Genomic DNA, 12,306 nt, shown 5'->3' on the forward strand with positions numbered 1-12,306 from the left:
CGACAGCAAAAATCGCCCGAGCTACTGTTCGACGCGCGTCACGTCGTCCAGCGTCTCGCGGCGGCGGACGACGCGGGTCTCGCCGCCCTCGATAGCGACCTCCGCCGGCCGCGGCTGCGAGTGGAACTGGCTTGCGAGCTCGTAGCCGTACGCGCCGGCGTTGCCGATAGCGAGCAGGTCCTCGCGCCGCGGCTCGGCGATGGGGCGGTCGGTACAGAACACGTCGGCGCTCGTACAGCAGGGGCCACCCACGGAGACCGGTATCGGCTCTCGGTCCGGCGCGGTGACGTTGCGAATTGGGTGATACGAGTCGAACATCGCCGGGCGGATGAGGGTCGCGAGCGACGCGTCCACGCCGACGACGGTCGATTCGGGTGCCTCTTTCACGGTGTTCACTTCCGTGAGGATGAGTTCGGAATCGGCGACGACGTACCGTCCGGGTTCGAGTTTGAGCTGTGCGTCGAGGTCTCCGACGGCCTCGCGGACCTGGTCAGCGACGGCCTCGATGTCGAGGGGCGGTTCGTTCTCGTGGTACGGGACGCCGTAACCGCCGCCCACGTCGACGAACTCCAAGCCGCCGTCGCCGACGGCGCGGGCGATGTCTGCGACCTTACCGACGGCCCGTGCGTGTTCCTCTACGTCGTCGGTGAGCACGCCGCTCCCGATGTGGGCGTGGATGCCGACGAGGTTGAACCGCTCGCGCACGTCGTCGGCCACTTCCTCGACGTACGCCTCGGGAATCCCGAACTTCGCGTCCTTGCCGGTGGCGACCTTCTCGTGGTGGCCGGTCCCGATGCCCGGATTGACGCGGATGGCGACGCGGCCGTCGTAGCCGCGTGCTTCGAGCCGGTCGAAGGTGTCGCGAGCACCGCCGGTGATGGTAAGCCCCGGATACTCCGCGGCGAGTTCGACTGCACGGTCAAGGTCGCGGTCCGGCGGATTGACGGCGGTGTACTGGAGCGTGTTCGGGTCCGCGCCGGTGTCGACGGCGCGCTGGAGTTCCCCCCACGCTGCACACTCGATGTCTGCACCGGATTCAAGTAGCGCCGACAGGACTGCCTGTCCGGTGTGTGCCTTCGCCGCGTACGTGACGTGTGCGTCGGGGAAGGCGGCGTCGAACCGCTCGTAGTTGGCCTGCACGCGGTCGATGTCGAGCACGTACAGCGGGGTGTCGTGCTCGGCGGCGAGCCGTCCGAGGCGGTCGTGGTCCCAGTCCGCGAGCCGCTTGACGAGGTCGCTCATTCGCGGAGGGCGTCCTCGCGCTGGGTGGCTTCGAGGGTCTGTTCTTCGACGTGCGTGGCAACGACCGCCGGCTTGTAGGCTCCGCCCTCGAAGAGGTCGTGGTCGCCGACGCTGGACTCGACGTATCGGATGAATGCGCGCCGCTCCGGCGGCAGTTCGCCGTAGAGAATCTCCTCCTCGACGAGATCGTACACCGGGATCCGTGGCGTGAGCAGCGTGTTCTCACCGACGACGGAGTTCTCTCCGACGACGAAGCCTGAGGTGACCCGACAGCCCGCGCCGAGCGAGACGCCGTCCTCGACGATGACCGGCGCGCTCTCGACTGGTTCGAGGACGCCGCCGATGAGCGTGTTCGCACCGAGCTTCACGTCGTCGCCGATCTGGGCACAGGAGCCGACCGTGTCACACGAGTCCACGAGCGTGCCGTCGCCGACGTGTGCGCCGACGTTGACGAAGCTCGGGGACATCATGATGGCGTCCGAGCCGACGTGTGCACCGCGACGGATGACGGTCCCGCTCGGGGTGTTTCGCGTTCCTCGTGTCGGGAGGTCGTTGGTGTCGCGCAGCGGGAGCACGTCGTGGTAGCCCACGCCGCCGTGCTCGAAGGTCTGGATGGCCCGCAGCCCGAAGTTGAGGAGAATCCCCCGTTTGACCCACGTATTCGCCTCCCACTCGCCGTCGCGCTTCTCGGCGGCGCGCACCTCTCCCGACTCTAACGCGTCGAGGAAGGCGTCGAGCGTGTCGTAGGCGTCCGTGTCGGCGGAGTCTGCGTCCACGGCGTCGGTCTGATAGCGGTCCCACAGCGTCGTAATCTCTGATTCGAGTGTCATAGTACGTCTGGGAAGTCGTACTCGCCGGCGGGTCGGCCCGCGAGTGCTTCGGCCGCATCGACCGCGCCCGCCGCGAAGACGCGGCGCGACTCGGCGCGATGCGTGAGCGTCACCACTTCGTCGTTGCCGGCGAGCAGCACCTCGTGTTCGCCCCGGACGTTGCCGGCGCGGCGAACGTGGACGCCGACCTCCGCTGGGGCGCGTTCGTGTTCGCCCTCCCGGCCGTGCGTCCGGTCGAGTGTTGTCCCTCGGGCGTCGTCGATGTCGTCCAGCAGGGTGAGTGCGGTCCCCGAGGGGGCGTCGCGCTTCCCGTTGTGGTGCGTCTCCGTCAGTTCGATATCGTACTCGGGGAGGGCTTCGACGCCCGCCTGCACGATGTCGCGCAGCGCGTGGACCCCCTTCGCGAAGTTCGACGCCCGGAGCACGGGAATCTCGCGGGCGGCGTCGGCAAGCGCGGCAAGGCCGTCGTCGTCGAAACCGGTCGTCCCGACGACGAGGGGGACCGCCGTCTCGGCCGCGACGGCCGCGTGTTCGACGGTCGCCTCGGGCACGGTGAAGTCAATGAGTGCGTCCGGGTCGGTCTCGGTCAGGACGGTCGCAAGGTCCCCGATGTCGCGCTGCCCGCCCGTCGGGTCGCGCGAGAGTGCGAGCACGTCGTGGTCGCGGTCGCGGAGCTCGGCGACGGACTCGCTGCCGGTGCGCCCGGTCGCGCCGGCGACGGCGACCTTCATACGTCCAACCCGAGGTCGGCGAGGACCGACCGCAGCTCCTCGCGGTTCTCCCCGCGGAGCCGCGACAGCGGTGGGCGCATCCTCACCGGCTGCTGGTCGCACATCGCCTGTGCCTCCTTGATGGGGATGGGATTCGTCTCGACGAACAGGGTCCGGAACAGCGGCCCGAGCTCGAACTGGAGCTCGCGGGCGGCCGCGTACTCATCTTCGAGTGCGTGCTCGACCAGCCGGCTCGTCCGCTCGGGGACGAGATTCGCGGCGACGGAGATGGCTCCCTTCCCGCCGAGCGACATAATCGGGAGCGTCAACGCGTCATCGCCCGAGAGCACGGCGAAGTTCTCCTCGCGGGTGCGCTCGATGACCTCGCCGACGCGGCCGAGGTCGCCGGAGGCGGCCTTGTAGCCGACGACGTTCTCGTGGGTCGCGAGCGATTCGGCCGTCTCGACGGCGATGTTGCGGCCCGTCCGCCCGGGAACGTTGTAGACAATCTGTGGCAGGTCGACCTCGTCGGCGACGGTGCGGAAGTGGTCTTCCATGCCCGCCGGCTCTGGCGTGTTGTAATACGGCGAGATGAGCAGAAGCCCGTCGGCACCGGCCTCGGCTGCACGCCGGGAGAGGTCGAGCGCCTCGTCGGTGTTGTTGGAGCCGGAGCCGGCGACGACGGGAATCGAGTCGGCCGCCTCGACGGCCGCCTCGATGACGGCGACGTGTTCGTCGTGGGTCATCGTCGCGGACTCCCCGGTGGTGCCGACGGGGACGACGCCGTGGACGCCCTCGCGCTCGACGCGTCGGACGTTCTGTTTGAATGTCTCGAAGTCGATGCTGCCGTCCTCGTGGAACGGGGTCGTGAGTGCCGGCATCGCGCCGGTGAATGTGTCGTGTGTCATGGGGTTTCGGTAGGTACTCGAAGGCGATACTCGGCGCGACCAACGACGGGGTGTAAGCCCGCCGAGAGTCAAAACTGCACGCGCTTCGACTTCGAGCGGTCACCGTCGCGGGTGGGGGTCGCGGCGACAGGTCCAGAACCCGGAGACGGATGCATACACGAGATGCGAGTGCGCGACCAGTTAGCGTTTGCGTCCTCGGCACGTCTCTCGCTCCCAGAAGGTTCATACCCGCCTGTTTACAACCGACGGTAATGAGCGAGGTCGCGGTGAGCGTCGTCCTCCCGGCGTACAACGAGGAGGCGACAATCGAACACACCGTCCGGACGACCCTCGAGACCCTCGGGACGTTTCTCCCCGACGGGAGCTTCGAGGTCATCGTCGCCGAGGACGGCTGTGACGACGCCACCCCCGACATCGCAGACCGGCTCGCGGCCGAGGATTCCCGCGTCCGACACTTCCACTCAGACGAGCGACTGGGCCGTGGCGGCGCACTCGAACGCGCCTTCCGGGAGAGTGGGGGCGAGACGCTCGTCTACTTCGATACCGACCTCGCGACCGATATGTCGCACCTCGAGGAGCTGGTCGAGTCCGTTCGTACGGACGGGTACGACGTGGCGACGGGTTCTCGCCGAATCCCGGGAGAAAAGCAGGACCGAGAACCGGAACGCGGGCTCGCTTCGACCGGATACAACGCGCTCGTCAAGCTGTTCTTGCGCTCTGACCTCCACGACCACCAGTGCGGGTTCAAGTCGTTCGACCGCGCGGTGTTGTTCGACCTGCTCGAGGACACCGAAGACGACCACTGGTTTTGGGACACCGAGGTACTCGTGCGCGCACAGCGGGCGGGCTACGACATCAAGGAGTTTCCCGTCCGGTGGACGCCGAAAGGCGACACGAAGGTCGATCTCGTCCGGGACGTGTTCGGGATGGGGAGCCAAATTCTCCGCGTCTGGTGGGAGTTCTCGATTAAGCCGCGGGCGACCCGCCGAGCCGGACTCGTCGCGGGAATCCTGCTCACCCTCGCCGCGCTCGCGTTGATGACGGTGTATCTCGACCCCGACGCGATTCTCGATGCTATCCGGGGCGCAGACTACCGGCTCGTCGCGCTGGCTGCCGGCGTCTACGCCCTCTCGTGGCCGCTGCGCGGACAGCGCTACCGCGACATCTTGCGCGAACTCGGCTACGACGGCGACCTGCTGTTCATGACTGGAGCGGTGTTCATCTCACAGACCGGAAACCTCGTCTTCCCGGCCCGCGCGGGCGACGCCGTGCGCGCGTACGTCGTGAAAGCCCGCCGGAAGATTCCGTATCCGAGCGGCTTCGCCTCGCTCGCTGTCGAACGCGTCTTCGATCTGCTCGCGATTACGGTGCTCGCGGGCGCGGTCCTCGTCGGGCTGCTCGCCACCGGCGGTGCCGACGGGCTGGCGGAGGCAATCGCGGCCGACATCGGCACCGTCGAGATTGGCGGCCAATCCATCGCCCCGGGTGCAGCGGCCAGAACCGCGCTCCGGGTGGCGGCCGTGGTCGGGGTGCTGGCCATCGCCGGCGTCGCCGTCATCGTCGCGAGCGCGCGCCGAGACACCGACCTCGTCCACCGGTTCGTCAGCACCATCAGCGACGACTCGTACGCCGACTACGTCTCGACGGCTATCGGTCAGTTCGTCGGCGACGTACAGGCGGTCGCCGGCGACCGTAGCGCCTTCGCCCGCATCGGCCTGTCGAGTCTCCTCGTGTGGGGTATCGACGTGGTGACGGCCATCGTCGTGCTCGCGGCGTTCCAGGTGCCGGTGACGCCGTATCTCGTCGCGGTCTCCTTTTTCGCCGTCAGCGTCGGCAACCTCGCAAAAATCGTCCCCCTGTCGCCGGGGGGTATCGGTCTCTACGAGGGGGCGTTCACCCTCATCGTCGTCGGCTTCACCGCCAACATCACCCCGGCGGTTGCCATCGCGGTCGCCGTCCTCGACCACGCAGTCAAGAACATCGTCACGATGGTCGGCGGTATCGCCTCCACACTCGTGTTCAACGTCTCGCTCGTCGAGGCCGTCGAAGGAGCCGCCGAGGTGGAAGAGTCGGTCAGTAGTGAGCAGTGAGGAAGCGACCGAGTGCCCCTGCCGTCGCCGTCCGCAGCGCCTCTGTCCGGTCCGTCACGCCGCCCGTGAGTGCACCGGCTGCGCCCTGACTTTCGGCCACGTCGTCTTCACCCAGTACGTCGTCCATCACCGGGCCGAGCTCCTCGCCCGCGTCGACGCGCGCGGCGATGGCGTCGGGGAGCCGGAGCGACGGCCCGCTCCCACGACCCCACTCGTCTCCGTCGACCGCTGCGGCCCACATGACGAGCCAGAGGCCGTCCGTGTTCGGGAGTCGTGCGACGCCGCCCTCCAGTCCGACACCGAGGTCGGCGTCGACCGCGGCGAGCGCGTTCGCCGCGCGCGTCTCCGCCCCCTCGATGGTCTCGGCGAGCCCGACAGGCTGTTCGCTCACGCCCGACTCGACGCCGACCGCCTCGACGGTCGCCGCGTCGTGTGCCGTCGCGACTGCGTCGCGCTTCACCGGATTCCCACTGCCGACTGCGATATGCATACCTCCTCTGTTCGCTGAGTGCGGTTGTGTGTTTGCACACAACTATCCTGATAAATAGGCGGCGTTTGTCGGAGCGACGGCGTTGTTTTCGCCAGCTACGCGGCGTCTACAACACGCGACCAGAACTCTCTTATACTGGGTTCGTGAATGTCAAGCCAAGCGTTCGCTATCGGGCCGTCTGGAGTATGCACGTCCGGTAGCCCCCGCCAGCTACCATCCATGAGCGACCACCTTCGCATTCACACGTCCGAGGATGAGACCGAGACCGAAGAAACGAGCGAGAGCCAGACCGGCTGTCCCGAGTGTGGCGGCAACGTCACCACGACCAGCGACCACGAGACCGTCTGTGAGGACTGTGGGCTCGTCGTCGACGAGGACAACATCGACCGCGGGCCGGAGTGGCGCGCGTTCGATTCGGCCGAGAAGGACAAGAAGTCCCGCGTCGGCGCGCCGACGACGAACATGATGCACGACAAGGGACTGTCGACCAACATCGACTGGCGCGACCAGGACGCGTACGGCAACTCCCTGTCTTCGAACCAGCGCCAGAAGATGCAGCGGCTCCGGAAGTGGAACGAGCGGTTCCGCACGCGCGACTCCAAGGAGCGGAACCTGAAGCAGGCGCTCGGCGAAATCGACCGCATGGCAAGCGCTCTCGGGCTGCCGGAGAACGTCCGCGAGACCGCCTCCGTTATCTATCGCCGCGCGCTCGACGAGAATCTCTTGCCCGGTCGCTCCATCGAGGGCGTCTCCACCTCGGCCGTCTACGCCGCCGCACGACAGGCCGGCGTCCCCCGAAGCCTCGACGAGATTGCCGACGTGTCCCGGGTCGAGAAGGACGAAATCGCCCGAACGTATCGGTACGTCGTGCGCGAACTCGGGCTCGAAGTCGCCCCCGCCGACCCCGAGAGCTACGTCCCCCGGTTCGCCTCATCGCTCGGGCTCTCCGACGAGGCCGAAAACCGCGCGCGCCAGCTCCTGAAAAACGCCAAAGAGCAGGGCGTCCACTCCGGCAAGTCGCCGGTCGGACTCGCCGCCGCCGCGGTGTACGCGGCCGCGCTGCTCACGAACGAAAAGACGACGCAGGCTGCCGTCTCGGAGGTCGCCGACATCTCCGAGGTCACCATCCGAAACCGCTACCACGAGCTGCTGGAGGCCGAGCAGGGTCTCCCGATGGCCTAGATTCCCTTACTCATCAGGTGTGAGCGAATCACGTCGGCGTCCTTGCTCCCCGCGCCGGTGTTGAGTAAGACGACGGTGTCGTCCTCGCCGAACTCACCCTCTTGGGCAAGCGTCTGTGCGCCCGACGTCGCCGCCGAGCAGGTGACGCCCATCTCCACGCCCTCCTTCTGTGCGACGGTAAGTGCGGCCTCCAGAATCTCCTCGTCCGGGGTGGCGACCGCGCCGCCGCCCGACTCTTCGAGCGCGTCGAGGATGAGCGGGCTCGCGCCGGGGTCCGGAATCTCGATGCCGCCACAGATGGTGTCGGGCTGTTCCCACGGTTCGTGCTCGTCCGCCCCGGATTCGAACGCCTTCACGATGGGCGCACACCCCTCCGACTGGGCGGCCCACATCGCCGGGAGGTCGTCGGTGAGACCCAACTCCCGGAGTTCGGTCGCGGCCTTGTGCATCCCGACGAGCCCGACGCCGCCACCCGTCGGGTAGACGACGTGGTCGGGCAGCTCCCAGTCCAGCTGCTCGACGGTCTCGTACAACATCGTCTTCTTCCCCTCGTGGCGGTACGGCGTCACGAACGTCTTGACCGAGTGCCACTCCGGGTGGTCGGCGATGGCGTCGTCGTAGGCCGCGCCGGCGTCGCCGATGCGCCCCTCGACGACCGTCATCTCGCCGCCGTGGACGTTGATCATAGCCTTGTTGATGAAAGAGGCGCGCGTCGGAATGAACGTCTCCGAGTCCATGCCCGCATTGGCGGCGTAGGCGCTCGCTGCTTGGCCGGCGTTGCCCGCCGTCGCGAGGGCGATTGTCTCCGCGTCGTGTTGGGCGGCCGCGGTCACGGCCATCGCCTGCCCTCGGTCTTTGAACGTCCCCGTCGGGTTTCGCCCCTCGTCTTTGATGTACATCTGTCCGACGCCGAGTTCCTCGGCCAAGTTCGGCGCTTCCACGAGCGGGGTGTTCCCCTCGTCGAGGGTGACGGCGACTGACTCGGGAAACGGCAGCAGCGACTCGTAACGCCACAGCCCGCGTCCCTCTCCGGAGAAGGTCTCCGGGGTCACGTCCAGCGCGTCGTAATCGTACTCGGGGTCGAGGATGCCGCCGCAGTCGGGACACCGACCAGGCGTCTCGGCCGCGTCGAACAGCGTCTCGCAGTCCGTACACCGCAGTCCCGTGAACGCGTCCGTCGTCTCCATACCTATCGTAGTCGCGGCGCGAACTAACCTCTATCCCTCTCGATGGTGGTGGTTTTTCGTCGGGGGTCCCGTATCCGGGGTATGCATATCACCGTCGCCGGCGCAGGGTTGTCGGGACTCACGGCAGCCGCCCGACTCGCCGAGGCCGGCCACGAGGTCACGGTCTTCGAGGAGCGCGAGACGGTCGGCGGTCGCGTCCGCTCGACCCGCGCGGACGGCTACACCTTCGACCGCGGCTATCAGGTCCTCTTCACCGGCTATCCCGCCGTCCAGCGGGAACTCGACGTGGACGCGCTCGACGTCGGCTCGTTCTTGCCGGGGGCGACTCTCTCTCGCGACAACCACCGGTCGACGCTCGCCGACCCGCTGCGAGCCCCCTCCACGCTCGTCGACTCTGCGCTCAACCGCGACGTGCGCTTCCGGGACAAGCTGAACACCCTCCGTCTCCAGCGCGCGCTCGCACGCGACGACTACGCCGACCTGCTCGACCGCGACGACCAGACCATCGCCGAGTACCTCCGCGAGTTCGGTTTCTCGGACGCCTACATCGAGCGGTTCGTCGCCCCTTTCTACGGCGGTATCACGCTCGACCGCTCGCTCCAGACCGCGACGAACGTCTTCCAATACACGTACAAGGCGCTCTCCGACGGGAAAGTCGGGCTTCCAGCCGACGGGATGGGAGCTATCCCCGAGCAGTTGGCCGCACGCGCCCGCGAGGCCGGCGCGCGCATCGAACTCGGTCGCGGTGTCGAGGCGGTGCAGGCCGACGACTCGGGCGCGACGGTCACGGTCGGCTCGGAGACAGTCGACTCCGATGGCGTGGTCGTCGCGACCGACCCGCACGCGGCGGGAGACCTGACCGGCGTCTCGACGCCCGACGGTGCCAAGTCGTGTGTGACCCAACACTTCACCTTCCCCGCCCACCGGAAGCTCAGGACCGGACGGCGCATCATTCTGAACATGGCCGACGGCCAGCCGAACACGGTCTCGCCGACGACGGACGCACAGCCCGCCTACACGCCCGACGATACACAGTTATTCGTCGCGAACTTCATCGGCGAGCGCGACGAATCAGACGAGGAACTGGCCACGCAGGTGCGCGAGGCGATGGCGTCGTGGTATCCGGAGACGCGCTTCGACGAGTTCGAGCTTCGCCACACCGACCGCGTCAAGTTCGCACAGTTCCCACAGCCGCCGGGCTACCGGGCGGGGCTGCCCGCGCCGGATTCACCCGACGGGAACGTCGTTCTCGCGGGCGATTACACGCGCTGGTGTTCGATTCAGGGGTCGCTCGAATCCGGACGGGTGGCCGCTGACCTCGCTGTCGGCTTCGCGTAGCCCGCCAGCCACAGACCGAAGCGTTTTCTCTCGCGCGGACCGGCGTCCGGGTATGCAAGGTGGAGGCTCTACGGACATGACACTCGCGTTCGAGCTGTCGGCACTCAAACGGCTCGCGGACCCCGAATCGGTGTTCGCGGACGCTCGGACGTGGAGTGAGTACGTCGGCGTCGTCAGTGACAAACCCACCTACGTGGTGACCAACTTCACGCGCAAAAACCGCATCCGACAGGACTTCTTCTCCGGCCCCCGCGGCAAGGCGGAGTCGCTGGAGAACGTCAAACGACAGTTCGATACCGACCGCCACGTCCTCATCGCCCCACCCGGGGAAGACGAGGACGTAGCTGCCGAGGTCGGCTGGGAGTTCGTCCCTATCGAGCAGGCCGCCGAGGCCGCCGAGTGGGAGCTCGGCGACCCGGAGGCGACGCGCAAAGCCCGCGAAGGTGACGACGACCGCGACGACTGGCCGTAGATGGACGGACCGACCGCACTCACCGAAGCCGTCCGTGAACTCCGCGACCGCGGTGGAGCCGTGCTCGCGGCCTTCCTCGCGGCGGTCGGCGTCACGACGCTCGTGGCGCGCGACTCGATTCTACAGGCTATCACGCAACAACAGGACCTGCTCGACTCGATATACGCCGCCTACGCCGACGCCGGCATCGACCGGAGCCAACTGCCGGAACTGACCGAATTCGCGACACCACTCGCCGTCGACATCTCCTACGGTGCGGGCGTTGCACTGCTGTTCGTCGCCGCGCTGCTCGCCGAGTTCGGGACCATCGTCGTGCTCCGCGTCGTCGCGGGCGAGTCGCCCCGACAGGCCGCGCCGCGACGCATCGGCCGGACGCTCGTCTTCGGCTTCCTCGCCGGAACGGTCGTCCGACTCTTGACCGTCGTCGGACTGGTGTTGTTCATCCTCCCCGGTCTCTTCATCGGGGTGTCGCTGCTGTTCGTCCACGCGAGCATCGTTATCGACGACACCGGACCGCTGGCGGCGTTCGAGCACTCGTGGGAGCTCACCTCGGGTCGGCGCTTCGAGGTGGTGAGCGTCGGGCTGATGCTCGTCGCGCTGTACGCCACGCCGCGCGCGTTCGCCCCGCTCATCCCCGGGACGGCCGGCGTGGTCGTCATGGGTGCGACAAGCGGGCTGGCTGTCCTCCTCTCGGCGGGCGTCGTCGGGCGGACCTATCTGGCCTTGCGAGACGGCGAACCGGACGCCGAGTCGACCGACGAGGAGACGGAGGACGACGACGCGGACCCGTACGACGCGCCGCTCGGCCCGGACGACCTCCCGGAGCCGGAGTAAGAGAGAGCTTTTACGTCGGGCGGTCGGAACGCGGACAATGGCTGAGCCACGCGTACCCGGCGGTCGCGGCGAGGTGTTGGAGCTGCCGTGTGGCGAGGACAAGCCCGTCTACGACCTCGACATGGGACTGCGTGAGTTCGAGTGCGACTGCGGGGCGACCCACGCGGTCGTGGTTGACGTGCATCCGCTCTCGCGGTTCGTGCCGGAGTCGCTCGCCGACGTGCTCCGTGGCGCAATCGAGACGAGTTCGGGCGCGGCCTTTTCCATGACGCACCTGATGGGCGTCGTCTTAGAGGAGTTTCCCGAGAAGGTCGTCGCCGCCGACGTGAGCGACGACGGCGAGGTGGGCTACGCGATGGTGTGGGTCACCGACTTCGACTCCCGGCGGCTCCACGCCGTCGTCGTCGAACTCGTTGTGGAGCTGATGGAACACGCTATCAGCCACGCCGACGACGAGAGCGCGATTTCGAACTTCGAAGACCAGATGCACGAGTTCGACGTGGACGCGTTCGTGGAGGCGTATCGCCGGGACCGCGAGTTCGCAAGCGAGCACGACTCGCCCGCGTAGCGTCCGACGCCGACAGACAGTCCGTGCCCGTTTCGTCTCCGGATTTCACGTAACGGTCGTCAGACGCCTGTCTGACAGGGGTATAAGCCGTTAGCGTGTGATGTGCACACATGCGCATACGCCGGGGTGAGTTCGACCAGATTCGCTGTATCGTCGCCGAGAGCGACGCCGACGAGCCGCTGACGGCAAAGGAGATCCTCGCGTTACTGGAGGCCAACGGCGAGGAGTTCGACAGCGCCCACCGCGTGGCGACCGTGCTCGGTCGAGAGGCCCAACGCGATGCGGGAGTCGAGGTCGTCCGCGACCAGCCGTACCGCTACCGGTTCACCAACTGCTGAGTGTCGTTTTTGTCCCCGCAGTGACCGAGAGCCGGGGGTCTCGCGCTTTTCGAGTACGAAACGCGGAATGTGATTGCGAATTTCGTAGTACTTCGCCGGGCTTATTACGATGTACGA

13 protein-coding genes are annotated in these 12,306 nt (G+C 67.4%); 7 read left to right on the forward strand and 6 right to left on the reverse strand.

Annotated elements, in window-relative coordinates:
* Positions 1-21: 21 nt before the first annotated feature.
* From lysA to dapA, 4 genes are read right to left on the reverse strand one after another with little or no spacing between them, the layout of a single operon-like run.
* Positions 22-1,242 carry a diaminopimelate decarboxylase gene (gene lysA, locus DMP03_RS03420; protein WP_152119310.1) on the reverse strand — a complete coding sequence of 407 codons (1,221 nt, stop codon included), beginning with the start codon at positions 1,240-1,242 and terminating at the stop codon, positions 22-24.
* Positions 1,239-2,072, reverse strand: coding sequence for a 2,3,4,5-tetrahydropyridine-2,6-dicarboxylate N-succinyltransferase (locus tag DMP03_RS03425; protein WP_152119311.1), 834 nt, complete (start codon positions 2,070-2,072; stop codon positions 1,239-1,241). Before DMP03_RS03425 ends, lysA begins: the two co-directional genes overlap by 4 nt.
* A complete protein-coding gene (gene dapB, locus DMP03_RS03430) occupies positions 2,069-2,803 on the reverse strand; it encodes a 4-hydroxy-tetrahydrodipicolinate reductase (protein ID WP_152119312.1) in 735 nt (244 codons plus the stop codon). Before dapB ends, DMP03_RS03425 begins: the two co-directional genes overlap by 4 nt.
* Positions 2,800-3,690, reverse strand: a complete 891-nt coding sequence (dapA, locus tag DMP03_RS03435) for a 4-hydroxy-tetrahydrodipicolinate synthase (protein ID WP_152119313.1) — start codon at positions 3,688-3,690, stop codon at positions 2,800-2,802. The genes dapB and dapA overlap by 4 nt, the downstream gene beginning before the upstream one ends.
* Positions 3,691-3,941: 251 nt before the next feature.
* Here dapA and DMP03_RS03440 point away from each other — a divergent pair, with 251 nt between their 5' ends.
* Positions 3,942-5,780 (forward strand): flippase-like domain-containing protein, encoded by a 1,839-nt coding sequence (locus DMP03_RS03440; RefSeq protein ID WP_152119314.1) that lies wholly within the window; start codon positions 3,942-3,944, stop codon positions 5,778-5,780.
* Here DMP03_RS03440 and DMP03_RS03445 read toward each other — a convergent pair.
* A complete protein-coding gene (locus tag DMP03_RS03445) occupies positions 5,764-6,270 on the reverse strand; it encodes a DUF84 family protein (protein ID WP_152119315.1) in 507 nt (168 codons plus the stop codon). The two genes, DMP03_RS03440 and DMP03_RS03445, sit on opposite strands and share 17 nt — an antisense overlap.
* A gap of 219 nt (positions 6,271-6,489) precedes the next feature.
* Here DMP03_RS03445 and DMP03_RS03450 point away from each other — a divergent pair, with 219 nt between their 5' ends.
* Positions 6,490-7,452 (forward strand): transcription initiation factor IIB, encoded by a 963-nt coding sequence (locus tag DMP03_RS03450; RefSeq protein ID WP_123124202.1) that lies wholly within the window; start codon positions 6,490-6,492, stop codon positions 7,450-7,452.
* Here the strand turns inward: DMP03_RS03450 and DMP03_RS03455 are convergent.
* Entirely contained in the window at positions 7,449-8,639 is a 1,191-nt protein-coding gene (locus DMP03_RS03455) for a threonine synthase (RefSeq protein WP_152119316.1), read from the reverse strand. The genes DMP03_RS03450 and DMP03_RS03455 overlap by 4 nt on opposite strands.
* 81 nt (positions 8,640-8,720) lie before the next feature.
* Here DMP03_RS03455 and DMP03_RS03460 point away from each other — a divergent pair, with 81 nt between their 5' ends.
* The 5 genes from DMP03_RS03460 (at position 8,721) to DMP03_RS03480 (ending at position 12,189) form a co-directional block, all read left to right on the forward strand.
* Positions 8,721-9,977, forward strand: coding sequence for an NAD(P)/FAD-dependent oxidoreductase (locus DMP03_RS03460; protein ID WP_152119317.1), 1,257 nt, complete (start codon positions 8,721-8,723; stop codon positions 9,975-9,977).
* A 52-nt stretch (positions 9,978-10,029) separates the two neighbouring features.
* Complete coding sequence (locus DMP03_RS03465; protein ID WP_152119318.1) at positions 10,030-10,449, forward strand: DUF7124 domain-containing protein; 420 nt, start codon at positions 10,030-10,032, stop codon at positions 10,447-10,449.
* A complete protein-coding gene (locus DMP03_RS03470) occupies positions 10,450-11,283 on the forward strand; it encodes a hypothetical protein (protein ID WP_152119319.1) in 834 nt (277 codons plus the stop codon). It abuts the gene before it with no gap.
* Between the two features lie 37 nt (positions 11,284-11,320).
* On the forward strand, positions 11,321-11,851 hold the full coding sequence (locus tag DMP03_RS03475) for a DUF5815 family protein (protein ID WP_152119320.1): 531 nt from the start codon (positions 11,321-11,323) through the stop codon (positions 11,849-11,851).
* 110 nt (positions 11,852-11,961) lie between these two features.
* Complete coding sequence (locus DMP03_RS03480; protein WP_152119321.1) at positions 11,962-12,189, forward strand: hypothetical protein; 228 nt, start codon at positions 11,962-11,964, stop codon at positions 12,187-12,189.
* Positions 12,190-12,306 lie beyond the last annotated feature (117 nt).

This window comes from Halosegnis rubeus (genome assembly GCF_009184545.1).
Classification (GTDB): Archaea; Halobacteriota; Halobacteria; order Halobacteriales; family Haloarculaceae; genus Halosegnis; species Halosegnis rubeus.

Coding starts and splice junctions, on each gene's coding strand:
- lysA (WP_152119310.1), bottom strand. CDS start 1,242: ATGAGCGACCTCGTCAAGCGGCTCGCGGACTGGGACCACGACCGCCTC.
- DMP03_RS03465 (WP_152119318.1), top strand. CDS start 10,030: ATGCAAGGTGGAGGCTCTACGGACATGACACTCGCGTTCGAGCTGTCG.
- DMP03_RS03445 (WP_152119315.1), bottom strand. CDS start 6,270: ATGCATATCGCAGTCGGCAGTGGGAATCCGGTGAAGCGCGACGCAGTC.
- DMP03_RS03475 (WP_152119320.1), top strand. CDS start 11,321: ATGGCTGAGCCACGCGTACCCGGCGGTCGCGGCGAGGTGTTGGAGCTG.
- DMP03_RS03450 (WP_123124202.1), top strand. CDS start 6,490: ATGAGCGACCACCTTCGCATTCACACGTCCGAGGATGAGACCGAGACC.
- DMP03_RS03460 (WP_152119317.1), top strand. CDS start 8,721: ATGCATATCACCGTCGCCGGCGCAGGGTTGTCGGGACTCACGGCAGCC.
- DMP03_RS03470 (WP_152119319.1), top strand. CDS start 10,450: ATGGACGGACCGACCGCACTCACCGAAGCCGTCCGTGAACTCCGCGAC.
- dapB (WP_152119312.1), bottom strand. CDS start 2,803: ATGAAGGTCGCCGTCGCCGGCGCGACCGGGCGCACCGGCAGCGAGTCC.
- DMP03_RS03425 (WP_152119311.1), bottom strand. CDS start 2,072: ATGACACTCGAATCAGAGATTACGACGCTGTGGGACCGCTATCAGACC.
- DMP03_RS03455 (WP_152119316.1), bottom strand. CDS start 8,639: ATGGAGACGACGGACGCGTTCACGGGACTGCGGTGTACGGACTGCGAG.
- dapA (WP_152119313.1), bottom strand. CDS start 3,690: ATGACACACGACACATTCACCGGCGCGATGCCGGCACTCACGACCCCG.
- DMP03_RS03480 (WP_152119321.1), top strand. CDS start 11,962: ATGCGCATACGCCGGGGTGAGTTCGACCAGATTCGCTGTATCGTCGCC.
- DMP03_RS03440 (WP_152119314.1), top strand. CDS start 3,942: ATGAGCGAGGTCGCGGTGAGCGTCGTCCTCCCGGCGTACAACGAGGAG.